19 protein-coding genes, 2 pseudogenes and 1 riboswitch are annotated in these 26,310 nt (G+C 63.3%); of the genes and pseudogenes, 11 read left to right on the forward strand and 10 right to left on the reverse strand.

Annotated features, from left to right (window positions below; genetic code table 11):
* Positions 1-358 precede the first annotated feature (358 nt).
* A pseudogene (locus tag OMP40_RS42035) lies at positions 359-688 on the reverse strand (response regulator); the annotation flags it as partial.
* Complete coding sequence (locus OMP40_RS20715; RefSeq protein ID WP_277534197.1) at positions 681-2,483, reverse strand: cache domain-containing sensor histidine kinase; 1,803 nt, start codon at positions 2,481-2,483, stop codon at positions 681-683. The pseudogene OMP40_RS42035 and the gene OMP40_RS20715, both read right to left, overlap by 8 nt.
* Positions 2,484-2,709: 226 nt before the next feature.
* On the opposite strand from OMP40_RS20715, the gene OMP40_RS20720 reads away from it, so the two are divergent.
* The 8 genes from OMP40_RS20720 (at position 2,710) to OMP40_RS20755 (ending at position 12,806) form a co-directional block, all read left to right on the forward strand.
* Positions 2,710-4,059, forward strand: a complete 1,350-nt coding sequence (locus OMP40_RS20720; RefSeq protein ID WP_277534199.1) for an ABC transporter substrate-binding protein — start codon at positions 2,710-2,712, stop codon at positions 4,057-4,059.
* A gap of 66 nt (positions 4,060-4,125) precedes the next feature.
* A complete protein-coding gene (locus OMP40_RS20725) occupies positions 4,126-5,007 on the forward strand; it encodes a carbohydrate ABC transporter permease (RefSeq protein WP_277534201.1) in 882 nt (293 codons plus the stop codon).
* Complete coding sequence (locus OMP40_RS20730) at positions 5,004-5,822, forward strand: carbohydrate ABC transporter permease (RefSeq protein WP_277534203.1); 819 nt, start codon at positions 5,004-5,006, stop codon at positions 5,820-5,822. The genes OMP40_RS20725 and OMP40_RS20730 overlap by 4 nt, the downstream gene beginning before the upstream one ends.
* A gap of 183 nt (positions 5,823-6,005) precedes the next feature.
* Entirely contained in the window at positions 6,006-7,874 is a 1,869-nt protein-coding gene (locus OMP40_RS20735; RefSeq protein WP_277534205.1) for an alpha-galactosidase, read from the forward strand.
* A gap of 16 nt (positions 7,875-7,890) precedes the next feature.
* Entirely contained in the window at positions 7,891-8,787 is an 897-nt protein-coding gene (locus tag OMP40_RS20740; protein ID WP_277534206.1) for a glycoside hydrolase family 43 protein, read from the forward strand.
* A gap of 160 nt (positions 8,788-8,947) precedes the next feature.
* Positions 8,948-11,377 (forward strand): glycosyl hydrolase family 28 protein, encoded by a 2,430-nt coding sequence (locus OMP40_RS20745; RefSeq protein ID WP_277534208.1) that lies wholly within the window; start codon positions 8,948-8,950, stop codon positions 11,375-11,377.
* Between the two features lie 81 nt (positions 11,378-11,458).
* On the forward strand, positions 11,459-12,541 hold the full coding sequence (locus OMP40_RS20750; protein ID WP_277534211.1) for a hemolysin family protein: 1,083 nt from the start codon (positions 11,459-11,461) through the stop codon (positions 12,539-12,541).
* Between the two features lie 16 nt (positions 12,542-12,557).
* Positions 12,558-12,806, forward strand: coding sequence for a transporter associated domain-containing protein (locus OMP40_RS20755; protein ID WP_277534920.1), 249 nt, complete (start codon positions 12,558-12,560; stop codon positions 12,804-12,806).
* 1,097 nt (positions 12,807-13,903) lie between these two features.
* Here OMP40_RS20755 and OMP40_RS20760 read toward each other — a convergent pair.
* The 8 genes and pseudogenes from OMP40_RS20760 to OMP40_RS20795 all read right to left on the reverse strand — a co-directional run.
* A complete protein-coding gene (locus OMP40_RS20760) occupies positions 13,904-14,605 on the reverse strand; it encodes an ECF transporter S component (protein WP_277534213.1) in 702 nt (233 codons plus the stop codon).
* The gene (locus tag OMP40_RS20765; protein WP_277534922.1) at positions 14,578-15,654 is read right to left on the reverse strand and encodes an ABC transporter ATP-binding protein; all 1,077 of its coding nucleotides are present in this window, start codon (positions 15,652-15,654) and stop codon (positions 14,578-14,580) included. Before OMP40_RS20765 ends, OMP40_RS20760 begins: the two co-directional genes overlap by 28 nt.
* Positions 15,620-16,387 carry an ABC transporter ATP-binding protein gene (locus OMP40_RS20770; RefSeq protein ID WP_420872002.1) on the reverse strand — a complete coding sequence of 256 codons (768 nt, stop codon included), beginning with the start codon at positions 16,385-16,387 and terminating at the stop codon, positions 15,620-15,622. Before OMP40_RS20770 ends, OMP40_RS20765 begins: the two co-directional genes overlap by 35 nt.
* Complete coding sequence (locus OMP40_RS20775; RefSeq protein ID WP_277534215.1) at positions 16,360-17,250, reverse strand: energy-coupling factor transporter transmembrane component T; 891 nt, start codon at positions 17,248-17,250, stop codon at positions 16,360-16,362. Before OMP40_RS20775 ends, OMP40_RS20770 begins: the two co-directional genes overlap by 28 nt.
* On the reverse strand, positions 17,247-18,188 hold the full coding sequence (locus OMP40_RS20780; RefSeq protein WP_277534217.1) for a DUF4430 domain-containing protein: 942 nt from the start codon (positions 18,186-18,188) through the stop codon (positions 17,247-17,249). The genes OMP40_RS20775 and OMP40_RS20780 overlap by 4 nt, the downstream gene beginning before the upstream one ends.
* Positions 18,189-18,225: 37 nt before the next feature.
* Complete coding sequence (locus OMP40_RS20785) at positions 18,226-20,331, reverse strand: S-layer homology domain-containing protein (protein WP_277534219.1); 2,106 nt, start codon at positions 20,329-20,331, stop codon at positions 18,226-18,228.
* A gap of 871 nt (positions 20,332-21,202) precedes the next feature.
* Positions 21,203-21,395, reverse strand: a riboswitch (cobalamin riboswitch).
* Positions 21,396-21,407: 12 nt separating this feature from the next.
* Complete coding sequence (locus OMP40_RS20790; RefSeq protein WP_277534924.1) at positions 21,408-21,974, reverse strand: LysR family transcriptional regulator substrate-binding protein; 567 nt, start codon at positions 21,972-21,974, stop codon at positions 21,408-21,410.
* Positions 21,975-22,031: 57 nt separating this feature from the next.
* Positions 22,032-22,554, reverse strand: a pseudogene (locus OMP40_RS20795) (LysR family transcriptional regulator); the annotation flags it as partial.
* 173 nt (positions 22,555-22,727) lie between these two features.
* On the opposite strand from OMP40_RS20795, the gene OMP40_RS20800 reads away from it, so the two are divergent.
* The 3 genes from OMP40_RS20800 to OMP40_RS20810 all read left to right on the forward strand — a co-directional run bounded on the left by OMP40_RS20800 (position 22,728) and on the right by OMP40_RS20810 (position 26,137).
* Complete coding sequence (locus OMP40_RS20800; protein ID WP_420872003.1) at positions 22,728-23,945, forward strand: branched-chain amino acid aminotransferase; 1,218 nt, start codon at positions 22,728-22,730, stop codon at positions 23,943-23,945.
* A 157-nt stretch (positions 23,946-24,102) separates the two neighbouring features.
* Positions 24,103-25,305, forward strand: coding sequence for an MBL fold metallo-hydrolase (locus OMP40_RS20805; RefSeq protein ID WP_277534222.1), 1,203 nt, complete (start codon positions 24,103-24,105; stop codon positions 25,303-25,305).
* Complete coding sequence (locus tag OMP40_RS20810; RefSeq protein ID WP_277534224.1) at positions 25,235-26,137, forward strand: DMT family transporter; 903 nt, start codon at positions 25,235-25,237, stop codon at positions 26,135-26,137. Before OMP40_RS20805 ends, OMP40_RS20810 begins: the two co-directional genes overlap by 71 nt.
* The last annotated feature ends 173 nt before the right edge of the window (positions 26,138-26,310 follow it).

Here is a 26,310-nt window from a genome sequence, read left to right on the forward strand (position 1 = left end):
GCCGCCGATGTGGCCGACCGCGCCGTTGCCGAGCTCCCCCCGCGATCTCTTCGACGATGTTCAGAATGGAGAAGCGCTCCAGCTCGGCCGCCTTGAGCGTCGCGCGGGACTGCCGGGACCGGTAATCGTCGATCGAGAGGATGACGGGGATGAGCTGCTTCGTATCCAGCTTCAAATCCAGCATGCGGATATGATGGCCGATCTCCTCGGGGCTGCGGTAGAACCCGGCGATCAACTCGGTGATGAACCGGGTGCGCAGCGCCAGCCGCTGGTTCGCGTCCGTTCGCTCGCCGTCCGTCCCCTGCGGCCGGGCGTCGAGCAGCGCCTTGACGCTGGCGAGCGCCTCGGCCAGCGCGGACGCGTTCAGCCGGTGCTTAAGCAAATAGTCGACGGCGCCGTTCTGCAGCGTGCCCTTCACGTAGTCGAAGTCGTCGTAGTTGCTCAGCACGATCATTTTGATGCCCGGATAGCGGCGCGCAAGCTCGGACGAGAGCTGCAGGCCGTCCATGACGGGCATGCGCAGATCGGAGACGATCAGATCGGGTCGCTCGCGCTCGATCAGCGCCAGCGCTTCGGCGCCGTTCGCGGCTTCGCCGCATAGCGCGAAGCCGTGCTGCCGCCAGTCCGACATCAGCTTCAGATTCGTCCGCACGAGCAATTCGTCGTCTACCAGCAGCGCTTTATACATAGCGCAACGCCTCCTCCTCGTTCAATATCGGCAAGGATATCTCCACCGTCGTAAACCGCTGCGCCTCGCTCCAGACGCTTAGGCCGTACGGCGCTCCGAACAGCGTGCGGATGCGGGAGCGGACGTTGGCGAGACCGATATGCGCCGCTGCGCCGTGCGGTTCGACAGGCGCTTCGAGCGCCGCCAGCTGCGCGGGAGTCATGCCGACGCCGTTGTCCTGAACGCGAATCTTGAGCTGGGCCTCGCTCGTGAAGAGCTTGATCTGAATCGTCCCCTGCGTCTTCAGCGGAGCGATGCCGTGCAGCAGCGCGTTCTCCGCGATCGGCTGAAGCAGCATCTTCGGCATCATCAGCTTGCCGACGCCCTCCTCCGGACCGATATGAACCGCGAATTTGTCGCTGTACCTAAATTTCTGAATGCTGAAGTAGCTGCGCAGGCAATCCAGCTCCTCGTCCACGCTGACGAACGGCCGTCCGTCCATCTGCGCGTGCATCAGACCGGACAGCGATTCGGCGACCAGCTTGATGTTGTCGGCGCCCTGCAAGATCGACAGGAACTTGATCGTATTGAGCGTATTGTGCAGGAAATGCGGATTGATCTGCGCCTGCAGCGCCTTCATCTCCGCCCGGCTGCGTTCGCGTTCGGTCGAGCGGACCTCGGCGACGAGACCGCTCATCCGGCGGGTCATCGAATTGAACTGGTGGTAAAGCTGTCCGATCTCGTCCTGCGACTTGGTCTCGATCGCGACGTCGAGATTGTTTTTGGCGACTTCCTTGAGCGCCCGCCCCAGCCGGAGCAGATTGCGGGTAAGGAGCGAGGACATGGACAGGATGAGCAGGACGGCCACGGCGGAGAACAGCAGCGACACGTTCAGCATCTTGTCGCGCGTGGAGGAGGAGCCCGCGAGCAGATTCGCCTTGGGGATCAGCGCCATCGTCGTCCAGTTGGTGAAGGCGGAGGTGCGATACACCGCGAACATGCTGCCGGTCGACAAGCGGGTGTAGAAGCTGCCGCCGTCGGCATCCAGATGCGAGGCGAGCCGGGCGAGATCGGCGGGCGCCAGTCCGAGCTCGGGCCGGTCGAGCACGGGCTGGCCCGTTCGCCTATTGAAGATGAGCAAATTGCCGGCGTTGCGGATATTGGTGGCGAACAGGTCCTCGACGATCGCATAGTCGACGTCCGCGGCGACGAAGCCGATCGCTTGTCCGCCGCTGCGAATCGGCCGGGCGATCGTGATGACTTTGCCCTTCTGCGGGTCGGCGCTGCTGCCGAGGCGCGGATTCAGGCGGGGAGGCAGCAGCAGCGCTTCGTTCGTCATGCTTGTCAGCTCGCCGAACGAAGGCTGCGAACGAAGCACTTCGTAAGGCGTCGCCACGCCGTACTCGATGGTGTGCCCCGACAGATCGGAGAGGGTGACGCCGGTCAGGTAGTGCTTGAACATCGAGATGTTGATCAGGTAGTCCTGAATCTCCCGCTCGGCCTGAATGAGCGCCACCTTGTCCAGCGTGTCGTACTGCTCGATATACTTGCGCACGAGATCGTTCATGTATTCGCCGGTGTCGACGGAGAGCAGCGCCACGATCTTGTCGATGTCGCGCAGCGACGTCTCCAGATTATCGCTCGAAACGTTGATCATAGCGGCCGCGGCCTGTCCCGCCTGCCGCTCGGCATCGGACTTGGAGTTGGCGTACCACATGTATACGGTTACGGACATAAACGTGACGAATAACAGGAGAATCGCGGCGGACAGCTTGATCTTGATGCTGTTCAGTCGGGTCCGAAGCGGCCGGTGCATCGTGTCATCTCCCCAGCGCGTCTGCTTCTCTGTCGAGTTTTGGCGCGGATATCGCGGATATTTAATAAAAATAAAGCGTTTTTAAAAAAAAATACAATCCTTCCGTCTCCGAATCTTCGCTATATTCAAAGTGCCAAAACAAACAACCGACAAGGGGCGAAACAAAAAATGCAACAACGGAGGCTGCATAAAAAAAGCACTGTTCCTGTCCGCGCTCTCGGCGACGATGGCGTTCTCGCTGGCGGCGTGCGGAGCGAACGGAAAAAACGAAGGCGCGTCCCCGGCAACCTCGACGGCGCCGGCATCCTCGGCGTCCTCCCAAACGCCGCAGGCATCGGATTCGGCCGGCGGCAAACCGCAGGAGGTCAAGACGCTGTCGCTGCTCATGTTCAGCGACTGGTACACGCCGGGCTGGCAAGCGCTGGAGAAGTACATCGGCGATCATGCCTCCGAGCTCGGCTTCAAGCTGGATATTCAGAAGATTGCCGGCGGCAGCCAGGGCGAGCAGCTGCTAAAGACGAAGATCGCCACCAACGACCTGCCGGACCTGCTGCAAAACTACGGGCCGAAATGGATGGATCAGAACGCCGACGCGCTCGACAAGCTCGTCGATCTGACGGGGCTCGCCAGCTACGCGGATTACGACGAGAGCGCGTTGGACGGCGTTTACAAGTACAAAGGCAAGTATTATTCCGTGCCGATCGACGCGACGACCTTGATGGGCGTGTTCTACAACAAGAAGGTGTTCGCCGACCTGAACCTGACGGTTCCGAAAACATGGGACGAGTTCCTGGCGGTGTGCGAAAAGATCAAGGAAGCGGGCAAGACGCCGGTCTACTACGCCGGCAAGGATACGTGGACGCTGCAGACGGTTCCGCACTTCGGCTTCTCGCAGGATATCGTGCAGAGCGGCAAGTCGTTCCCGGACTTCTGGCAGGACATGAACACGAACAAGAAGCATTACGCGGATCTGACGAACTTCATCGACACGATTAAGAAGTCCAAGGACCTGATCGACAAAGGCTACGTCAACAAGTCGTATCTGTCCGATACGTACGATTCCGCGCAGCAGGCGATCGCGGACGGCACGGCGGCGATGCACGTGAACGGCACCTGGTTCATCGGCGAGATCATCAAGAAGTTCCCGGATAAGGTGAACGACATCGGCGCGTTCCCGTTCCCGCTCAACGGCGACAACTACGTCAACATCTCGCCGCCGGGCTCCTTGTCGGTGACGACCTCCGCGAAGGACGTCGATCTGGCCAAGCGCGCGGTAGACTTCATCGCCTCGGCGCAAGCGCAGCAAATTTTCGCCGAAGCGCAGCCGGGCATCTACCTGAACAAAAAGGTGGAAGTGGCGCTGTCCCCGGCGATCGCCGACCTGAACGCGGCGCTGAAGGACGGCAAGGGCATCCTGCACTGGCAGGGCAACGGAGAGCTGTATCCGTACGGATCGTTCGACAAGTTCATGCAGGATTACTACGCCGGAGGCAAGACCGCTGAGCAGGTGGCGCAGGCGCTCGATCAGGAAACGGCCAAGAACGCGAAGGCCAAAGACGATCCGAACTGGAAATAAAGCCGGTCGCCCCTCTCTCCATTCCCCGGGAGGGGCGATGCCTTACACAAATAGGAGCGGAGCAAGATGAAACCGACTAAAAACAAGCCTTACACGTATACGCTCATCCTGCCGGGCATGCTGCTGTACGCCGTATTTTTCCTCGTGCCGTCGCTGTTCGGGGGCGTGCTCTCGTTTGCGAACATCGGCCGCTTTTCATTCTCGGACATCCGCTTCACGGGCTGGACCAACTATATCAACGTGCTCACCGACGACTATCTGAGCGCTGCCATCCGCAATTCGTTCGTCTTCGCCTTCGCCACGACGCTGCTCAAGGTCGGCATCGGCACGGCGCTCGCCGTCTTCCTCAACCGCAAGCTGCGCGCGACCAACTATCTGCGCACGGTGGCCTTCCTGCCCGCGGTACTGAGCACGGTGGCGGTCGGCGTCTTCTTTACCTCGGCGATGCATCCGACGAACGGAATGATCAACCGCTTCCTGCACGCCGTCGGCCTCGGCGCGATCGCGCCGGACTGGCTGACCGACCCGCATCTGGCCATCTATTCGCTCGTCGGCATCGAGACATGGAAGTGGTCGGGCTTCACGATGGCGATCGTGCTGGCGGGATTGCAGTCGATCTCCAAGGACTACTACGAAAGCGCCAATATCGAGGGCGCCTCCGAATGGCAGCAATTCCGATCGATTACGTTCCCGCTTGTACTCCCCTACTTCAACAATGCGCTCATCGTCAACCTGATCGGCGGGCTGAAAGTGTTCGACCTCGTGCAGGCCGTGACGCAGGGCGGTCCCGGCTCGGCGACGGAGGTGTTCGGCACGCTGGTGTTCAAGTCGTTCGGCAGCGGACGGCTGGGCGAAGGCGCGGCCGCGAGCATCCTGCTGTCGCTGATCGTCATCGCGATCACGCTCCCGACGTGGAAGCTGATCGCACGCAAGGAGGTGGAGCTATGAGCCGCAAGCGGCCGCGCTGGGCCGCGGAGGCGGCCGGGCTGCTCCTCAGCTTGCTCGTCGTCGTCCCGCTTTATTTTATCGTCGTCAATTCGTTCAAGGACAAAGCCGGCGCGGCGGCCATGAGCCTCGCGCTGCCGAGGAAGTGGTTCCTCCTCTCCAACTATGCCGAGATGATCGACGCCGGCGGCGTGCTGACCGGGCTGAAAAACAGCGCGCTCGTCACGTTCGCCACCGTGGCGCTGCTCATCGTGCTCTGCTCGATGACCGCCTTTACGCTGCAGCGCAAAAACACGCGGATGTCCGGCCTGCTCTATTTGCTCATTTTGCTCGGCCTGATGATCCCGCTGCAGATCATTCCCGCTTATTTCATCACGTACTATCTCCATGTCAAGACGTATCTGGCAGCCATTGTCATGCTGGCGGTGACGAATTTCTCGTTTGGCACTTTCCTGTACACCGGGTTTTACAAGAGCATTCCGCGCGAGATCGACGAATCGGCCATCGTGGACGGGGTCGGACCGTACCGCCTGTTCTTCGGGATTATTTTCCCGCTTCTGCGGCCGGTGACCGTCACGCTGATCATCATTTCGTTCATGGGCGTCTGGAACGACTTCGGCATTACGATCTACTTCCTGAACAGCCCCCGCAACTATACGGTGACGCTGACCATCTTCAACTTCCTGGGCACGTACAGCTCGGACTGGAACCTGATCTTCGCCAACGTCGTGCTGGTCTCGGCGCCGGTCGTTATCGTGTATCTATTGCTGCAGCGCTACATCATCGACGGCATGACCGCAGGCTCCGTCAAAGGATAAAGGGGAGAAGACGAAGTGTTCGAACAAAAAGGAGCAGGCTATCGCATCAGGCTCGGCGGAGCCGCATCGCGGTCGAAGGCGAAACCATGACGCTCGCGCTGGGCGGAAAGTCGTACGCGGTCTGCTTGAGGCCGGTACTGGACGGTTTCAAGCTGCCGATCTCGGGATGGACGCAACAAGGCGGTGCGCTGCTCGGGGGAGCTGCCGGACTGCGGCTATCGCGTCAAGCTGACGGCGGGCGCGTCCTGGCTGGAATACACGATCGACGGAACCAGCTCGCTGCACGGCGAGATCCGCTATTTTGCCGGTACGGAGCTGGTCGATTCCGTCGTTCGCGGCTTCCTGCCCGACCATTACAACCGGGTATTCCAGCCGGGCGAATCGGCCGTATTCGCCTTCAGCGCGACGGCCAAGGAATCGCAGTTCGACCGCGGGCTGGAGCGGATCTGGATGACGTGTCCGGCGCCAAAGACGCTGGCATTTCGGGATAAATGGGCGGAGGCCGGCCCGTGGTGGGGCATCGTCGTGCCCGACCCGCTTCCCGTACGCGAGACGGCGGCGACGTTCAGGCAGGGCCGCTTCGATGTCGCGTTCACCCATTTTTACGGCGCCGCGTACGAAGGGAAATTCCCCCGGGTGCAGTTCCATTTCGGACTCGAATCGGAAACGTCGGTGCTCGACAGGTATGTGGCGTATTACAGGGACAACGGATACCTGCGGGAAGGGGGCGAATGGTTCGATTGGTGGAGCCGGCCGATCTTCTGCACCTGGGGGCAGCAGGAGTATCTGGAGCAAAGCTGCGACTTCGAGCGCAATCCGCTGACGGCGGACGCGCTGATGGACTGGGTCGTACGCCTGGAGGAGAAGACGGGCGGCCATCCGTTTACGCTGATCGTCGATTCGCACTGGTTCGACTATTACGGGGAATACGGCGTGCATCCGCAGCGGTTCGGCGACGCCGCTTCGTTCCGAAGGCTGATCGCGTCGATCCAAGCGCGAGGGCATAAGGTCGTGCTCTGGTACACGCCCCTGTGGGTGTCCAAGACGTCCGCCATCGTTCGCGAGCATCCGGCTTGGCTGGTGAAGGACCTGGACGGGGCGCCGGCCCGCGTGACGAACACCGAGATCTACGACTACGTCTACCTGCTCGACTGCTCGCGCAAGGACGTGCAGGCGCATATTCGAAGCGTCGTGCGTTACCTGCTGTCGGACGAGGCCGGCGGCGTGAATGCCGACGGCTTCAAGATCGACATGAACTACTACGGTCCGGTCGGCGGCAAGCATGCGATCGACAATTACGAATGGGGCATCGGCGAAAAGCTCTGGTACGAGCTCGTCCGGTTCATCGGCACGGAGGCGGCTGCGGTCAAGGCGGATGCGCTTCTGACGCTCAGCGGGGCGGAGCCTTACCTGCAGCCGTGGGCGCCCGCGCAGCGGCTGAACGATCTGTTCCCCGTCGTGCCGGAATCGCCCGATCCGTGGTACCGCCGGGCCGCGCTCGTGAACAAGATGCTGCCCGGCGTGCTGATCGACGTGGACGGCTGGCCGAGCGCGCGAACCCGGTCCGCCGAGTATTGGATGGTGTCGCCGACCTTCGGCGTGCCGGTCACCTACCATCTGGACGGGTTCGACACGAAGGAGAGGATCGGCGACGCCGACTTCGCGCGCATGCGGGCGGCCTGGAACGTCTATGCGAACGCGCCGGTTCAGGCGGACATGGCGCTGCATATCGATCCGGATCGCCGGGTGTTCTACCGGACGTACGGGTCGGGATCGCTGGCGGGCTTCTACGCGGCGTTGGCGCTGCATAGCAGTTGCCTTGTCACCTATGGCGAACGCTGCATGATGGCGGCCTCGATCGCCGACATGGTCGTGGAGGCGCCGCTGCCGCCGGGCCGTACGATTAGCGCCGCCTGCAAGCGGCTGCCGGGAGATGATGTGCCGATCGTCTGGGAGGAGGATCGCGAAGCCGGAACCGTACGGTTCAGGGTCGAGGATTGCGGCAAGGGCATCGAAGCGTTCGTGCTGGAATTTGGGCAGGTTGACGGATAAGGAGGGAGTGGCCGATATGCTGCGCAGAAGCGATATTCAAATCCGCGATCCGTTCGTCGTCACGGTGCCGGAAGAGGGCTTGTACTATCTGTACGGGACGACCGACCGCAATGCCTGGTCGGGCCCGGGCACCGGCTTCGACGTCTACCGCAGCCGCGATCTGGCGCATTGGGAGGGGCCGTTCCCGGCGTTCCGGCCCGAGACCGGGTTCTGGGGCACCGAGAACTTCTGGGCGCCCGAGGTTCATTGCTGGCGGGGCATGTACTATATGTTCGCCAGCTTCAAGGCGCCCGGACGGCGGCGCGCGACGCAGATTCTGGCCGCGAACGGGCCGCTCGGCCCGTTCAGGCCCTTGTCCGACCGGCCGGCGACGCCGCCGGACTGGGAATGCCTGGACGGCACCTTGTATGTGGACCGGCAGGGCGATCCGTGGATCGTATTCTGCCGGGAGTGGCTGCAGGTGACGGACGGCGAGATGTACGCCCTTCGGCTGAGCGCTGATCTGACCGCGACGGCGGGAGAGCCGGTCAAGCTGTTCGCCGCGACGGAGGCGCCGTGGGTGCGAAGCGCGGTATACGAAGTTTCGGGGCAGGAGGAAGCGCGCGGCTTCGTGACGGACGGGCCGTTCCTGTTCCGTCCGGCGGAGCAGGAGCTGTGGATGCTCTGGTCGAGTCACGGCGACGAAGGATATGCGGTCGGCGTCGCCAAGTCTGCGTCCGGAGAGATCGAAGGGCCTTGGATTCAGGAGAAGCTGCCGTTCTTCCGCCGGGACGGCGGGCACGGCATGCTGTTCGCGGACCTGGAGGGGCGGCTGACGCTTGCGCTGCATTGCCCGAACCGGACGCCGGACGAGCGGCCCGTATTTTTCCGCGTGAAGCCGGAGGGCGGTACGCTAGTCATATCGGCCGACTGACGTCGAGCGGAAGGGCATCTTCGGAGGGGAGCGGCTGATTCGCGTCGTTATCCCCCTTCGCGCGAAGGGAGGGGCGGCTGGCGGTTCCATTCCAAGCACCAAGCAAATTTGAAAGCGCTTCACAACGATGGCTAGACTCTATTTTGGGAGGTCAATCTATATGCGAAACATCGGTTTGAATGTGGTTCGTCTTCTGATCGCGGCTGCTTTGCTCATCGCCCCTCTATCCTTCGGCGTCCCGAAGACGCTCGCCGCCGGGACGGTCACCGCCTATGCGGCGCCCGCCGGCGCTCCCCGCTCTTCCGACTTCGCGGTCGCAGCCGGCAGCAGCGCCATCGATCTGTACGGAGACAACAACGGCTGGGGCAACAAGGTATCGTACGGGTACTTCGACATGACCGGCTCCATCACCGTGTCCGTGACGGTCAACTTTTCTTTTTCATCCTATAAACTTGCGCCCGCCTCCCTCGGCCTGGCCTCGACCCGAAGCGGGAACACCATACAGTTCACGCTGAACGGTCCAACCAACGTATCGCTTATTTTGGACGGGAACTACCAAGGACGCACGCTCCATCTGTTCGCCAGCGCACCGGACACGAGCGTGCCGAGCCCGTCCGATCCGAACGTCATCTACATCGGCCCAGGCTATTACGACTATTCCTCCACGCCGACGACGACGATCGTGGTCGGTTCGGGCAAGACGTTGTACATCGCCGGCGGCGCATTCTTGAACGGGCATATCGAAGTGCGCGGCGCCTCGAATGTCGCGATCCGGGGCCGCGGCATCGTCAGCATGAATTATACGTCGACTTATCTGAATCAGCCGATCAGCATCCTGTCGAGTACGAACGTGCAGATGAGCGGCATCATCGTGGACCGGCGGATCGGTGCCTGGTCGAGCCTGATGGACAACAGCAGCCAGGTCAGCGTCACCGATTATAAGGTTGTCAGCCCGACTTATGCGAGTACGGACGGACTGAATCTCGTCAATTCCCACGACGTGACGATCGACCGCTCTTTCTTTCGGACCGCCGACGACTGCATCGCGATCAAAGGCGTCGTCACGCCTGGCTACAACGCAAGCGATAATCCGGCGAGCGGGGCGCCCAACTACAATATCACCATCCAGAACAGTCAATTCTGGAGCGATGCCAACGACGTATGGGCGCTCGGCGCGGAGACGCAGGCCGCCTATTACGAGAACATCAAGTATTTGAACAACGATGTCCTGTACAGCTATGACGACCGCGACAATCACGGGGTCATCCAGGACCGGGCCGTGATGGATATCACCGCCTTGAACGGCACGCAGTTCCGCAACATTCTGTACCAGGACATCCGGGTCGAGCAGAGCGTCAGGCTCATTAATCTCTCGTTCGCGGACAGCTTCTGGTTCGGCTCGCTGCCGGGCAACCAGTCCTTCCCCGGGCTCATCAGCGGCGTGACGTTCCGGAACATTACGGCCGTCGGCACCGGCTCGAAGGAGATTCGGCTGTGGGGCTGGGACCTGGGCAAGCCTGTCAGCGACATTTTGTTCGAGGACGTATCGATCGACGGACAATATTTGACCGATCTGGGCGACAAGCCGTTTAACGTCAACAATTACGTGAAAAACGTCGTCGTCAGGCGCTCTACCGCGCCGGTCGATACGTATGTCGGCGGGCTGGACTTTTCCTCCGTACAGGGTGCGAATCAGTGGTACTACAAGGAATGGAACGGCAGCGGCTACGCCAATATGACGTGGAGCGCGGCGGACCGCAAATGGAAGGGAACGGGCTCGTACATCGGCATGTGGGGGCCGAACTTCGTCCATCCGGAGAGCAATGACGCCGTCAAAGCATGGCTGGCGCCGAGTACGGGCACGGTCATGATCAAGGGCACGGCGGCCAAGTGGGATACGGGCGGCGGCGACGGCGTGCGGATCAAAATCATGAAAAACGGCACCCAGCTATGGCCGTCCGGCGGCTGGCAGCCGATCGGGGCGACCGATCGGCTCGGCGTGCAGTTCGGCGTCATCGCAAACGTCGCCGCAGGCGATTACGTTTATATCGTCGTCAACAAGAACGGCACCGACAGCTACGACACGACCGTGCTGGACGCGATGATTACCTACAAACCGGTGCTTAACGCATCCACCGACTTCCTGACGTATCAGGGCGGCTGGAACTGGCACTATCTGCAGGGCAATGCCGCTCCCTATACGAGCATGGCCTGGAACGCGACGGACAAGACGTGGCGGGGCACGAACGCGTGGAATATCATTCACGACGGCGGCCTGATGCACCCGGACGCCGACGGCACGGTACGGGCCTGGACCGCCCCGGCATCGGGCACGGTGCGCGTCACGGGGAACGCGCGAAAGCAGGATACGAACGGCGGGGACGGCGTGCGGATCAAGATCTTGAAGAACGCTGCCCAGCTATGGCCGGCGAGCGGCTGGCAGGCGATCGCTTACAACGACGCGACCGGCGTCGGCCATTCGCTGACCGTCAGCGTGACGGCGGGCGACGTGCTCTACTTCATGCTGGACAAGAACGGGAACAACAGCTTCGACACGACGTACTGGAGTCCGAACATCATATATACGTAACCTTTCTTTCGATTCGCCGCGTTCCGGGTACAATATACCATTGGAAACGACGGAGCGAGCACGGAAGGGAGAGACGCGCGGATGATCAATACGATAATCGTGCTGGCGCTCATCGGGTGCACGGCGTTTTTCGTGGCCGCGGAGTATGCGGTCATTCGGGCGAGGATGAGCCGGATCGAGCAGTTGGTCGCCGAAGGCAACAAGAAGGCGTCGGCGGTCAAGCAGATCGTGGCGAGGCTGGACGAATACCTGTCGGCGTGCCAGTTGGGCAATACGCTGACCAACCTGGCGCTCGGCTGGCTGGGCGAATCGACGGTGGAGCATTTGCTCAGCCCCGTATTCGGACTTTTCCCGCTGCCGGAGTCGGTGGAGACGATCGTGTCCTTCGTGATCGCGTTCCTGATCCTCACCTTCCTGGAGGTCGTCGTCGGCGAACTGCTGCCCAAGATCGTGGCGATCCAGAAGGCCGAATCGCTCGCGCTCGCGCTGGCAAGGCCGCTCATGATTTTTTTCAAGCTCACCTATCCGTTCAGCTGGCTGCTCAACCGGTCGGCGCGGCTGCTCACGGGTCTGTTCGGGATGAAGCCGCTCTCCGAGACGGACAACACCCGCACCGAGGCCGAGCTGCGCCTGATCCTGTCCGAGGGCTACAAGAGCGGGATTATCAACTCGTCCGAATTCCGCTACGTCACGAACATTTTCGAGCTGGACGACATGGTGGCCAAAGGGATCATGATCCCGCGGCGCGACGTGGCGTTTATCGACGAGCGCGAGACGGTGCAGGAGGTCGTGGCCCGTACCTCGTTGGACGCCTATGATCTGTACCCGGTCACGAAGGGCGGCGACAAGGATTCGGTCGTGGGACTGATCGATTACAAGGAGCTGCTCACCGCGTACATTCGCCACCCGGGAGAGCCGGATATGCCGGTCAAGCCTTATATCGAGCCCGTGCTGCAGCTGCTGGATACCGTGTCGGTACAGGAGATTCTCTTGCTCATGCAAAAAAAAGGACATCCATATGGCGGTGCTGCTCGACGAGTACGGCGGAACTTCGGGCATCGTCACGATCCGCGACATCATCGCGCGCATCGTCGGCGAACGGAGGCAGCAGCGCGACGAGGACGGCCGTCCGCTGATCCAGCAGCTGGCGGACGGCCGCTATGAGCTAAGCGGCACGCTTATGATCGAGGAGACCAACCGCCTGCTCAAGACGGGCATCGAAGACGACGAAGGCGTGTACACGCTCGGCGGCTGGCTCATGTCCGAACTGGAGGAGGCGGTCGTCGGCGCCGAAGTGTCCGCGGACGACTATACGTTCGTCGTCGCCGAGATGGAAAATCGCCAGATCAAGCGGGTTGGCGTGCGGCGCGCGCCGGCTGCCGCGAGCGAATCGCAGGAAGCTTCCGCTTCCGCGGAGCATCCTTCTTAAGGCTTTAAACGGCGTACGTGAATGTTGCTGCGCGCAGCATGCTAATGCACTCGGGAACCGCACAGCGATGTGCGGTTTTTTGAACCGTCCAGCATACAATCGCGCAGAAATAAATTCAGGTCATGCAGGGGATACCTACCGGACTCAGGAGACGTTATTTCTTAAAATTCGGTCCAAATGACAAACTTTTCGGACTGGAGGGACGTTATTCACCGGGATCCAGGCAAAAAAAGGCCGGCAATTCCAAAATAGCGGCGCCTGGGTCCGGGAGGGGGCAGCCAGGAGCGGTTTGAACAAAAATAACGACGCCTCGGTCCGTCAGCGACGTCTTGATGCGCAACCAAAAGGCGTAGGGGCTTTTTTTATAGAAGCGACGCCGGCGTCTTCTGAATTGTAAAATGAAAACGCGATTTGCGTAAAAATAAACGAAAAAGCGAGTATTTTAATGGATGCAAGCGTAAAGGCCGGATTGGCTCGCGCTCCTGGGCGATAAGGCTCGTTTATCAATAGTCAGAAAATTTGAATAATTGAATCCGCTATCTTATAATGAGGTCAACTTAAAGGAAAGGGGATAGTCCATTGGGCCAGGTAAGCGAAGCATATCCGAAGGAAACGGAAATGCGGCAAGCGCAACCGCCCGGCATTTGACGTAACGTGGCGGTCCGGATATGCGGGAATCCAACGTATGCGAGCAAAAGGACGACTCTTCGGCATAACGATACGAAAGAACGATTCGAAAGAACGATTCGAAAGAACGATTCGAAAGAACGATACGAAAGAACGATACGAAAGAACGATACGAAAGTAGGACAAGAAATCAAAATGATCGAAGTGAGAGGTGTCGCGTCAAACGAGCGCCAAGGGCGCCGGCAAGACCCTTTAACCGCACGAATGCGCGTACGACCTTTGGAGGTCACATTTAAAATGAAGTCTAAGAAGATTACGATCATGCGCAAGCGAATCTGGATGAATCTTCGGAAACTTAAGATGGGAGCGTCTTGAGACAATTGAATAGTAAACCAGAACAGTAGAACACCCGGTTATCAGCTGTTAACCGGGTGTTCTGTTTGTTGTGTTCGCCTAAACGTGGCGGATCATCAGCGGCGGGCGCTCCGGCTTTCGAGGAGCCCGTATTTTTTGCGGATGCGCTCGAGCAGCCGTACCCAGCTGAGGCCGAAGAAGCCGAGGAACAGCACGTTCGCCGCCGCGTGCGCGAGATCGAAGTAGAAGCTCTGTGCGTACGTGATCAGGACGAGCTTCCAGCCAAAGGCGTCGGGGAGGCTGAGCAGCGACCATACGTTCATGATCCAGCCGAAAAGGAAGCCCCAGACAAGGCCGAAAGCGCAAAGGCCGATCCGCGACTTCATAAAACGCGTATGGCGCAGCCATCCGGCCGATGCGCCGACCATGCCCCAGGCGAACATCTGCCAGGGCGTCCACGGGCCTTGACCGAGGAAAAGGTTCGAGGCGAGCGCGGCGACCGCGCCTACGATGAAGCCGGCTTCGCTGCCGAAGACGAGCGCCGCCACGATGACGACGAAGGACGTCGGCTTGAAGCTCGGCAGCGGCGCGAAGGCGATCCGCCCCAGCGCGGCGACCGCGGCCAGCGCGGCCAGCATCGCGATCTCGCGCGGCTCGAGCCGGCGCCGCTCGAAGCGGACGAACAGCGGCGTCATCGCCAGCGTCATCGCGACGGCGGACAGCAGCAGATAGTGGCCGTCCCAGATCGCGGAAGCGACGGCGAGGCCGGCCGCGAGCGTCATGGCCACGATTAGGATGGCGCGGTTTCGCTTTTCCATCTGCGCATGACCTCCTCCGCCGTGACGGCGTCCGGGTAGCGGTGCCTGACGGCCCGGTTCACGGAAGTCGTGTAGAAATAGTTGCCGCCGAAGAAAAGCGGCGGCTCCGCCGCGGCCGCGATCTCCCCGTCGTACAGCAGCGCGCACCGGTCGGCGTGGATGGCGGCGAATTCGATGTCGTGCGTCACCATGACGATCGTCATGCCATCTTCCCGAAGCCGCAGCAGCAGCGCCGCGAAGGCTTCCTTGGCATTCGGATCGAGCCCTTTGGTCGGCTCGTCGACGCAGAGGATGTCCGGCCGCGGGAGCAGGGCGAGCGCAAGCGCCAGCTTCTGCTGCTGGCCGCCGCTGAGATCGTGCGGATGCCGGTCCGCGAGCTCGCCGAGACCGAAGGCGTCCGACCAGCGGGCGATCTCCGTCTCGGCCGCGCCGCCCTTGTATCCGGCGTGCCCGGCCGTCCGCGCGAACTCTTCGCGCACCGTGTCGCTGCTGAAGTAAAGCATCGGATTTTGCGCAAGGTAACCGAGCTTGCGACCCGGCGCGACCGCAATCTTGCCGCGCTGGGGTTTGCGAAGGCCGGCCATGAGCTGCAGCAAGGTAGACTTGCCTGCGCCGTTGCCGCCAAGGACGGCGAGCAGCTCGCCCTCGCGCACCTGGAGGCTCAGCCTGCGCAGCACGTCGGGCGCGTCTCGTTCGAAGCGGTAGTACAGCTCGCGGCAGGTCAACGCTTCGGACGGGGCTTCGACGTCCCGGCCTGCCTTCAGGCGAAGCAGGCTGCGCAGCTGCGAGACGCCGCTCGGTGCCGGAAGCCGAGGGAGATCGGGGCCGGTGGCGGCCGACTCGACGGAGGAATCGCCAGTCTTAACCGCTTCATGTGTCCTTTTGTCCGAAGCCGGCGAGCGGCCTTGCGCCAGCCGGTCGATCGCGGCGACCGCGTCGCGGACGGTCAGCGGCAGCGGCGACTGCGAGACGACGGCAGATGCGTCCGCGCTGTTGCTGTTCCCTTCGTCTTCATCAAGCGCCGCCAGCAGCCGGGAGACGGACGGCACGTACAGCCGCTCGCGCGCGTCGCCGGTCGCCCAGATTCGCCGGCAGACATCTCCCGGCGCGCCGTCGTAGCGGACGCGGCCGTCCGCCATGACGACCAGCCGATCCGCCAGCGGCAGGATGTCGTCGAGCCGGTGCTCGCTCGCGACGACGGTGACGCCGAACTCTTCGTTCAGCCGGCGCAGCAGGTAGACGAACTCCCGCGCGGCGACGGGATCGAGCTGCGAGGTCGGCTCGTCGAGCAGCAGCAAGCCGCGGCTGGAGCAGGAGGACGGAAGCCAGATTGACGAGCTGGGTCTGGCCGCCGGACAGTTCGTGAACGGAGCGCTGCATAAGCGGCTCCAGACCGAAGAAGCTGGATAGCTCGGCGAGCCGCTGACGCATGACCACCTCCGGATAGCCCCGGTTTTCCATCGCGAAAGCCAGTTCGTGCCATACGGTGTCCATCACGATCTGGCTCTCGGGATGCTGGAAGACGAAGCCGATCTCTTCGGCCGCGCGGCCGTCCGGCAGGTCGGCCAGCGGCGAGCCGTCGTAGCGGACGCTGCCCGACCGTTCGCCGACGGGCGCGAGCTCGCGCTTGAAGTGACGGAGCAGCGTCGTTTTGCCCGAGCCGGAGGCGCCGCACAGCACGACGAACTCGCCCTTGCGCACGGACAAGTCCACTTCCGCAAGCGCGGGCCGCGCCGCGTCCGGATAGCGGAAGGTCAGGCGCTGCGCCGCGACGATTTCCATCGGTATCTCTCCTTCGTTTCGAATAAGATCGGCAAACCTACGAACGACGCGGTTATGGCGAAGTGAACCCACTCGAGGGAACCGAGGCGGATCGGCTCCATGCGCGGGAACAGCGTGAGCAGGCCCCACCCTTCGCGCCAGCCGGCGAGCGAGAGCAGCAGGAGCGCGCAGAGCGCCGCGAGCGTCGCCCGGTCCCGCCGGTCCATCCGGTACGGATAATAGGCGGTCCGTCGCGCCGTGCCGTAGCCGCGCGCCTTCATCGAATCGCCGGTGCGCATCGCGTCCTCGAGCGACCAGGTCATGAGGATGCGCAGCAGCGCCGCGCCGTTCTTCAGCCTGCGAACCGGTCCGCCGGTGCGCATGTCGATGCCGCGCGACCGCTGGACGAGCTCGATCTGCCGGAATCTGCGGGCGAACAGCGGGATAAAACGCAGCGTCATCCACGCGTGCAGCGCGGTCTGGGGCAGAACGGCGGAGAACAAGTACATGAACTTGTCCGTCGTCATCACGACGCGATAGGAGACGAACATCAGCAGCACGGCGAGGATGGTCATCATCATCATGGCGCCGTAGAGGACGGCTTCGAGCGTGATCGGCTGATCCATCAGATAAAAAAGAATATGCCGTCCGCGATGGGACAGCAGCGGATTAATGATCGCGAACAGCCCGCCGACCAGCAGGTAGTAGGGGAGCGAACGAGCCAGCGCCCGGCCCTGCCGCTGCAGGAGCAGGAGCGCCGTCAGCAAGGCGAGCGACGCCAATTGATAGTAGGGATGCGCCAGCATCAGCCCGAGCAGGATCACGCCGGCATAATAGGTAAAGCAGACGAGCGGGTGAAGTCCGGCGAAGCCGCCTGCGCTCACGACCCGCCCTCCTTGACGTCCGCGTCTTTTCCGACGTCCTTGCCCATGTCGAGCGTGTAAAGCCATTCTACGACGTCGCCGGCCTTCAGCTTGACGGCCCCCGCGCTTTTGCCCGGGAACTCTCCGTTCACCCGGAACAGCCAGCCGCTCTTCGCGCCTTTGTCGAATTCGTATAGGTTATCGATGCCTTCTACATAGGCGGCTGCGCCGCTGCCTTGGTACTCCATCTGCATCTTGCGGCTGCGGGTCGCGCGCTTCAGCACGTCCAGCACGCTGTCCCCGGACTTGAATTCGACCGCGGCGGAAGACAGGATCGTGCCCGTATCGCTGTCGCCGACGATCGAGAGCGTGATCTCGGCCTTTTGCGGCGCCAGCGTCGCGGCAGGAGAGGGGCTCGGCGTCGCCTGGCCGGACTGCGCAGCTGCCGATGGCTTGCCGCCGGGCGTTGCGCTCGTCGCCGCCGAAGTCGCGGCAGGCTTGGCGGTCGCGCTCGCCGACGGCGTCGGCTTGGACGGCGCCTTGCCGTCATCGGCGGTCGACGTCGGGGCTTTGCCGCCCGCCGGCTCGACGTCGGACGGCTTGGCGGTGCCGGCGTCCGTAGACGCCGCGTCAGAAGATTCCGCGCCGGACGATGCCGTATCGGGAGATGCCGTGTCGGGAGATGCCGAGCCGGACGATGCCGTGGCGTCTGCCGGTGCGCCGCTCGGGCCGCTCGCCGCCATTTCGGTCGCGGGCGATCGTTGGCTTGCGTCCGTGCCCGCGGATGCCTCGGCGCTCCCCGTCTGCGTCTGTTCCGAAGGCGCGGACGGTGCCGCGACGCTCGCCTGGACGGACCCGGACGCCGACCCGTCATCGGCGCTGCTGCAGCCGGCCGCGACGAGCATCGCGGCCAGCAGGGCGAACAACGCCGCGAGCCGGAATATGCGAGTTTGCTTCACTTCCTGTCCCTCCTTGCGTATGCGCATGATGTATATTTTATGAAGCCAAAGTTAGATTTTTAAGGCGAAGGGCGGTCATGGCGGCCATCTCGCGCGTCACTTTGCCGGCAGGATCGAAGGCGCCCGCGGCGCCGAGCAGGATGCCCTTGTCCGCGACCGCGTTCACGTAAGGCAGCGCCGCCGCCCTTATGCTGGCGGCATCCCGCCAGGCCGTACCGCTGCTTGATTCGGAGAGACCGAACGCGCGGCCGATCATGACGGCCATTTGCTCGCGCGTGATCGGATCGCCGGGCTTGAAGGCGGAAGCCGATACGCCGTTCACGATGCCGGCCCGGGCGGCCCGCACGACGGCCGCATAATACCAGGCGGACGGCGGAACATCGGCGAACGAGACGTTGCTATCCGCCACGGAGTCGGTCTCGGCCACGGGGGCCAGCCGGTCGCCGGCCAGCCTGACGAGCAGGGCGGCGAACTCGGCGCGCGTGATGCCGCGCTTCGGCTCGAAGCGGAGCGGGGAAGCGCTCGTGCCGGAGAGCAGCTTGGCCGCATAGGCTTCATGAACGGCATCCGAAGCCCAGCCGGCGATTTGCCGTTCGTCCGCGAACCGCTCGGCGGCGATTCTGTAAAGACGGGAAGCCCCGGTTGCGTAACGGTCGTAAGCGATTAACGCCAGCAGCGCCTGCTCGGTCGCGATCGGATCGGCCGCGCCGCCGGGCGCGTGCGCGAAGCGGCCGTCCGTCGTCCGGTACGCCAGCAGCGCTTCCGGCAGGCTGCCGCCGGCTTTGACGAAGGCGGAGCCGGCGGGATCGCGTCCCGCCGCGGCCAGGCCGATGACGACCTGCGCGGCCGTCTCGCTGTTCGCGTCGCGCTCGAGCTTGAAGCCGCCGTCCGGCAATTGAACGGACGAGAGATACAGGACGGCGCGGTCGATCGCCGAAGCTGCGGAGGCGGCGCGGACGCTTCCGATTTCCGCAGCGCCGGCCTCCGCTTTCGCGACCGCGCCTGCGTCCGCGCCGTCGGCGACGATTGCGTAAGGCGCGAGCGCGGCCAGCGCCATCGCTGTGATGTCCGCATTGCCGGCTTCGCCGGCGGACAGCGGGAAGCTGCCGTCGGCGTTTTGCAGCGCCAGCAGCCAGTCGACGAGCTTGGCGCGCGTCCATACCGCGCCGGCCGGCACGTCGTAGCCGCCGCTGTCGAGCGCGAGCAGCGCGAAGATCGGGCCGTTGGCGCCCTGAAGCGTCAGCTTGGCGTGATTGTACACCGCCGCGACCAGATCGTATCCCGCGAACGCGCGGGGATCGGCGCCGGCCGCCCGTGCGGCGAGGACGATGCGCTCCAGGTCGGTCGCCTTGCGGAACGTACCGCCGGCCGCCTTCACCTGCGCGGCCAGCTCCGCCAGGTAGGCGTCCGGCACGCCGCCGCCCGAGCGGGCGAGCGCGAAGGCTTCCCATTCGGACAGCGCGGTCGCCGGCTTGGCGAGCAGAAGCTTGCGGAGCGCCGCAATATCGTCGCCGTATGCGGCGCCCGCCGCCCCGCCGCTTGGAGCGCCGTCGCTGCCCGCGTTCCCGCCGTCTCCGGCATCTCCGTTGCCCGTAGTGCCTCCGCTGCTACCCTCTCCGCCAGCCTCACCGCCCGTATTTCCGCTATTCCCCGGATCCGGCGCGCCGACGTCGGCGCCGAGATCGAGCGTATAGCGCCAGACGACCGCATCGCCCGGCTTCAGCCGGTACATGCTGGCGCTTCCGGCGGGATACGCGCCGCCGACCTCGTACATCCAGCCGCTTTTCGGCCCGAGATCGAGTTCCGACAGCCCGTCGATGCCGCTCACGTAAAGCGTTTCGCCCGAACCGGAGGATTGGACCCTGCCCGGCAATGTCCGCTCAAGTACGGAATAGGCCGTGTCTCCATCCTGCAGCACGACCTGCGTGGCCGGGAGCAGCGTGCCGCGCTTGGCGTCGCCGATAACAGAAAGCACGACGGTGCCGGCAGCGGTGCCGTTATTGCCGACGTCCGATGCTGCTGCGGCAGGCGCTGCCAAACCGGCGAGCATCGCGATGATCAGCAGGAGTGTCAGCGGCCATGCACGATACTTTCTGAGCGAAGGGGATAAGGGACAATGAAATAACGATCGGATGTACGGCATGGAGCGAACCTCGTTTCCGGTAAGATGGGTGCGGCAGGGGGGAGCTATCACAGTACGGCGTCAATTCTCAAATGATTCAAAGTGAAGAGACATACCCGGGACTATCGCGCAAAAGTACACGATGGGGATGCGCACACGTTCGTCGTTCCGCCTATCGCGCAAAAGTGCAGGATTTTTACTCGACACATTCAGGTTCTCGCTTAAAGAGGCGAGCTACCGAGCACTTTTGCGCGATCGATCGCACAAACCCGCCATCCCGCCCTTGGATGATGTACTTTTGCACGATAGCGCGTGATCGGCGGCCCAAAAGGGTGCGATTATAGGAAATAAGGGTCTTGGAGCAATCGTTGTGCAAACAGTGCTTTTTAAAACCTCTGCATGCAGGCTCCGCTGGCTCGCGATACGAGATAACGGTCGGAGTAAAGGAAAAAAGTTACTCTAAAGCCTTGAAGTGCGAGCTATTCGGAGCTGTAGGAGCAAAAAGCTACTCTACAGTCCTCGCGGCATGGTCGAAATGGTGCTGTAAAGGAAAAAAGTTACTCTAAAGCAGTACCGTATTCTCGGCAAGCAACATAGCGAGCGACAGCTAGTCTAAAGGAAGCATAGCTTGGCGTAACGACGCGAGTGCCGCCGCGAACCTGCTTGGCGGTTCCGGCCTCGGCCTTGCGCCCGCGCCGCAGAGGAAATGCCGCGGACATTGTGCCAACCGTCACATCGCAGGCGACGATGCCCGACAATTAAAAAAGCCCCTGCCGTTAACAGGGGCTGACATGCAAAGCCGTGCCGAAGTCAAGCCGCGCATGCGTTCGCCGCGCGAGACGAGCGCGCAATAACGCCGCGGCGTCTTCCCTTCCTTTAGCCCCCGAAGAAAGAGAAACCGACGTTCAAGGCAGGTCTCCTGGCTCTTGCCTCATCGCTGACGCGGCGCCTTCCCGTCCGTTGGGACAGTGGCATGAGCCGCTTCGCTCCGCAATTACAGTGGCGGGACCGCGCCGGATTCGCACCGGCTTCCCTATTAAGCCCGTCCGCGCTTCGCGTCGGGGCGCCTTGCCGTCATTCGGCTATTCGATTCCTTTTTATGATAGACCCCCGCCGCCGCTTTGTCCATCGGAAGCGCCGAACATGGCGATAAAGCGACGCGCCGCCCGGGTGAGATAGCGATCCTTGAGCCAGACGAGACCGACCTCGGACAGCAGGTCGGCATCCCGGATCGGTCGGCATTCGATGCCCGCCAGCGGAAACGTCGACATGACGGACTTGGGCAGCAGCGCGGCGCCGAAGCCATGCGAGACCAGCGTGAGCGCGATCGCCACGCTGGCGCATTCGCACAGGACGCGCGGACGAAGCTCCGCGGCCGCAAAGGCGCGCATGATCGTCTCGTGCATGACGACCGTGCGGTCGGTCTTCAGCGAGACGAGCGGGTAAGCCGCCAGCTCGGCGAGGGACAGCGGTTCCGCGCCCGCGCTGACGGCCGGTCCATCCTCCCTCCGCAGGTCCCGTCCCGCCCCGTCGCACTCCCGCAAGTCCTGTCCCGTTCGATCATCCCTCGGCAAGTTCCGTTGCGCTCCGTCGTACCCCTGCGAGTCCTGTCCAGGTTCGTCGTCCCTCCGCAGGGCCTGTCCCGTTTCGTCGCCTCCCGGCAAGTCGCCTCCCGGACCGTCTTGCGCCCGCGCGCCATCCTCCGCAGCTCTCCCTGCCGCCGCAGGCAGCAGCGCGACGATCGGGTCCGAAGGGAGCTGCCGGATCTCGTAGCGCGCCGCGCCGCCGGGAGCTTCGAACGGCAACCGCGCGACGGCGAGCTCGATCTCGCGGCGGTCCAGCCCCTCCGCCAGAAAGTGGTGGTCGCCTTCGCTCAGCTTGAAGCCGACGTTTGGATACCGCTCCCTGAACCGGCCGAGCGGGCCGGGCAGCAGCGACGTGCAGGACACGACGGCGCCGACGGACAGCACCCCGCCGACGCCTTCGTCCAGCTCCCGCACCTCCGCCACCGTCTCCTCCAACTGGCGGAGCAGTCCGGCCGAGCGCTCGCGCAGCCGCTCGCCGGCGGGCGTCAGCCGCAGCCGCTTGCCGGAACGGTCGAACAACGCGACGCCGAGCTCCTCCTCGATCAGCCGCATCTGCCGGCTCAGCGGCGGCTGCTCCATATGAAGCTTTTTTGGCCGCGGACGTGATCTGGCCCTCTTCGGCCACCGTCAAAAAGTAACGCAGCTGCCTGACATCCATCGTTCGAATCCCCCCCTTCTAATCCGTTCCTTCGTAATCTTTCCCTCGGCATCCTCCCGCCGCCCGATTCGTCCTAACATACCTTCAAGGTATGTTAATCGTACAAAACAGATATTTTAAATATATTTCCGATCGCGCTATTCTACAAGCAACACTTGGCGGGAGGGAACGGGATGGAACGGAACGGGATGGATCGGAGCGCGCGGGACGGCATGTCCATGAACGGAATCAGGGAGCTTCAGCGTCAAAAGCCGCCGGCGAGGAAGAAACGCAAGGGGAGGACGCCGTCGAGGAACGAAGCGGGCGTCGGCTGCGCGAGCGGAAACGGGACGGCGAGCGCAATCGGCGATATCGCTACGACCGCGGCTGCGGACGCGCTGCCGCCGCCTCCGTCCCAAGCCGCCAGCAAGCTTCGCGAGCTGCTGGCGAGCCGGGGCGGCCTTGGCTTCGGACAGTATTTTAGCGATCATATGCTGCTGATGGATTTCGAGGAAGGGGCCGGCTGGGGCGGGCCGCGAATCGTACCGTATGGGCCGTTGACGATAGACCCGGCCGCGAAGGTTTTCCACTACGGACAGACGGTGTTCGAGGGCATGAAGGCGTTCAAATGGCGGGACGGCGGGATACGGCTGTTCAGACCGCGGGACCATGTCCGCCGGCTGAACCGTTCCTGCGCGCGCATGTGCGTGCCCGGGATCGAAGAGGCGCGCTTGCTGGGCGCGCTGCAGCGGCTCGTTGCCGCGGACGCGGATTGGGTGCCCGACGCGCCGGGCACTTCGCTGTACATCCGTCCGTTCGTCGTCGCGACCGAGACGCGGCTCGGCGTGGCGCCTTCCCGGTCGTACCGCTTCGTCGCGATTTGTTCGCCGGTCGGCGCTTATTATGCGGAGGGCGTCCGCCCTGTTCCGATTTACGTGGAAACGGCGCATGTGCGCGCGGTTCCCGGCGGCGTGGGCGACGCCAAGACGGCCGGAAATTATGCGGCGGGACTTCAAGCGCAGGAAGCGGCATCGCGGCTGGGCTGCGCGCAGGTGCTATGGCTTGACGGCGTGGAGCGGCAATACGTCGAAGAAGTCGGGAGCATGAACGCGTTTTTCCGCTTCGGGGACGAGGTCGTCACGCCGCCGCTCGGCGGCAGCATTCTCGCCGGGGTCACCCGGGATTCCGCGCTTAGGCTGCTTCGCGATTGGGGCGTCTCCGTCCGGGAGCGTCCGATCGCGATCGGGGGAGGTGGCGGCGGGCTTGCTGGACGGCACGCTGCGCGAGGCGTTCGGCACGGGCACCGCCGCGGTCGTCTCTCCGATCGGCAGCTTGCATTGGCGCGGGGAACGGCGAACCGTCGGCGACGGGGGAGCCCGGCGAGCTGTCAAAGCGGCTGTACGAGACATTGACCGGCATTCAGCGCGGCGAGCTGCCGGACCCGCACCGCTGGATGGCGCCCGTGCCTCCTGCAGCCGTGGCGGACGAAGGCCGGCGATGATATCATCGATGTAGAAGGCCTTCGGGCCCATCGTCCGGCTGCAGCCAGAGAGAAGGTCTGTTTTTTCTATGATAACGCTCATCGTCGCTCTTGCCGTCGTATTGCTGCTGGCGGCAGCCGTCTATGCCGTGCTCGCCCTCGATCCGGTGTTCGGCGGACAGGCTTACCGGGACCGCGGACATCGCCTGCACCGGTCGCCGCAATTCAAGGACGGCAAATTCCGCTACCCGCTGCCGACCGCGATGGTGACGTCCGCGGCGGACTATCTGTCCATGCTGCGCGACTTCGCGAAGCGGCGGCCGAACGCGCGGCCAGCGCCCGGCCGTCTCCCCGTCGTGAAGCTCGATACGTCTTCGATCGGCCGTCCAGGGCCGCTTCGCGTCACCTGGTTCGGCCATTCCGCCGCCCTGCTCGAGCTCGGCGGCCGCACGCTGCTCCTCGATCCGATGCTGGGGCGCGCGCCGTCGCCGTTTCCCCGCTTTGGCGGCAAGCGCTACGCCGATACGATGCCCTTCGAGATCGAGGCGCTCCCGCCGATCGACGCGGTCGTTTTTTCGCACGACCATTACGATCATCTGGACTACGGCACGATACGCAGGCTGCATGCCAAGGTCGGCCGCTTCTTCGTGCCGCTCGGCGTGGGCGCGCATCTGCGCAGGTGGGGCGTGGACGAGCGCCGCATCGAGGAGCACGACTGGCACGAGACGTTCGAATGGGAAGGACTGCGGCTGTCGTGCTTGCCGGCCCGGCACTTCTCGGGCAGAGGGCTGACCGGGCGGGACGCGACGCTTTGGTGCTCCTGGGCGATCGAAGGCGGCGGGCAAAAGGTGTTTTTCAGCGGCGACAGCGGCTACGGACCGCACTTCGCCGAGATCGGCGAACGCTTCGGGCCGTTCGATCTCGCGCTGATGGAATGCGGACAGTACGATCCGCGCTGGGCGGCCATCCATATGTCGCCGGAGGAGACCGTTCAGGCCCATGTCGACGTAAAGGGCGGAACGCTGCTGCCGATTCACTGGGGCGCGTTCACGCTTGCGATGCACGACTGGAACGATCCGGTTCGCAGGGCAGCCGCCGAGGCGGTACGCAGAGGCGTGCGGATGATCGCTCCGCGTATCGGGGGAGACCGTCGAGATCGGCGGCGCGAACGTCGATGCGAACGCCGGCGCGGCCGCGGAATGGTGGAGGTGACGGCGTCCTATGCCCAAGTTTGTCTATGCCGCGCTGATTCTGCTCAGTCTCATCTGGGGCGGCTCGTTCTATTTTATTAAAGTGCTGGTGGAGGACTTCGGGTCGTGGGGCGTCTCCTTCCTGCGGTCGGCGTTCGGGCTCGCCGCCGTGACGGCGATCATGCTGGCGATGCGCAAGCCGTTCGGGCTGCGCGGCGTCCGCTGGCCCGCGATGGCCTTCGTCGCGATCGTGAACACGGCGCTGCCCTGGTTCCTCATCGCGCACAGCGAGACGCGGCTCGACAGCGGACTAGCCTCGATCCTGAACGCCACGACGCCGATCTGGACGATCGTCATCGGCGTATCCGCGTTCCGCGCGTCCTCGAACCGGTACCAGTGGCTGGGCATCGCGGTCGCCTTCGCCGGCGTCGCGCTGCTGCTCGGCATCACGCCGTCCGCCGTCTCGTCGATCGACGCGGCCGGGCTGCTGCTCATGCTGTCGGCGACGCTGTGCTACGGGCTCGGCTCGCAGCTGTCCAAGCGGGTGCTGACCGGCTATTCCATGTACCAGCTGACCTTCGGCACGCTGCTGTGCAGCACGATCGCGAGCGGCATCATGGCGCTCGTCGCCGAACCGTTCCCGGTCGAGCGGCTCGCGGACGGCACGAACCTGCTCATGCTGCTCGGACTCGGCGTCTTCGGCTCGGGCGTCGGCTACATTTTGTTCTACTACATCATCCTGGCGGCGAGCGCCGAGATCGCCACGATGGTCACTTACCTCGTCCCCTGCACGGCGCTGGTCTGGGCGTATACGCTGCTCGGCGAGCGTATCGGCTGGAACATGCTCGCGGGGCTCGTCGTCATCCTCGGCGGCGTGTACCTGGCGGGGCGGAAGCGGCGGGCATTGCCCGCGCAGCCGGCTGCCAAAGCATAAAACCAACAAACGACAGCGGCCTCGCCAGTCTTGGACTGGGCGGGGCCGCTGTCGTTTTCGTTGCCGAACAGCGCCGATTCATCCGAAAAGTCTCCGAAATCTAATGTTTTTTGACTATGGTCTCTCGTTTTTGGTCTAGGAAGCGCCCGGCCGTTTTTTTAGAATTACAACTA

The sequence above is a fragment of the Cohnella rhizosphaerae genome (assembly GCF_029525575.1).
Classification (GTDB): Bacteria; Bacillota; Bacilli; order Paenibacillales; family Paenibacillaceae; genus Cohnella; species Cohnella rhizosphaerae.

Bases quoted from the DNA above. Each gene is read 5' to 3' on its own strand.
- OMP40_RS20715 (WP_277534197.1), bottom strand. From the start codon at position 2,483: ATGCACCGGCCGCTTCGGACCCGACTGAACAGCATCAAGATCAAGCTG.
- OMP40_RS20760 (WP_277534213.1), bottom strand. From the start codon at position 14,605: ATGGAAAAGCGAAACCGCGCCATCCTAATCGTGGCCATGACGCTCGCG.
- OMP40_RS20750 (WP_277534211.1), top strand. From the start codon at position 11,459: ATGATCAATACGATAATCGTGCTGGCGCTCATCGGGTGCACGGCGTTT.
- OMP40_RS20785 (WP_277534219.1), bottom strand. From the start codon at position 20,331: ATGCCGTACATCCGATCGTTATTTCATTGTCCCTTATCCCCTTCGCTC.
- OMP40_RS20805 (WP_277534222.1), top strand. From the start codon at position 24,103: ATGATAACGCTCATCGTCGCTCTTGCCGTCGTATTGCTGCTGGCGGCA.
- OMP40_RS20740 (WP_277534206.1), top strand. From the start codon at position 7,891: ATGCTGCGCAGAAGCGATATTCAAATCCGCGATCCGTTCGTCGTCACG.
- OMP40_RS20810 (WP_277534224.1), top strand. From the start codon at position 25,235: ATGCCCAAGTTTGTCTATGCCGCGCTGATTCTGCTCAGTCTCATCTGG.
- OMP40_RS20755 (WP_277534920.1), top strand. From the start codon at position 12,558: ATGATCGAGGAGACCAACCGCCTGCTCAAGACGGGCATCGAAGACGAC.
- OMP40_RS20770 (WP_420872002.1), bottom strand. From the start codon at position 16,387: ATGGAAATCGTCGCGGCGCAGCGCCTGACCTTCCGCTATCCGGACGCG.
- OMP40_RS20800 (WP_420872003.1), top strand. From the start codon at position 22,728: ATGGAACGGAACGGGATGGATCGGAGCGCGCGGGACGGCATGTCCATG.
- OMP40_RS20730 (WP_277534203.1), top strand. From the start codon at position 5,004: ATGAGCCGCAAGCGGCCGCGCTGGGCCGCGGAGGCGGCCGGGCTGCTC.
- OMP40_RS20745 (WP_277534208.1), top strand. From the start codon at position 8,948: ATGCGAAACATCGGTTTGAATGTGGTTCGTCTTCTGATCGCGGCTGCT.
- OMP40_RS20720 (WP_277534199.1), top strand. From the start codon at position 2,710: ATGGCGTTCTCGCTGGCGGCGTGCGGAGCGAACGGAAAAAACGAAGGC.
- OMP40_RS20725 (WP_277534201.1), top strand. From the start codon at position 4,126: ATGAAACCGACTAAAAACAAGCCTTACACGTATACGCTCATCCTGCCG.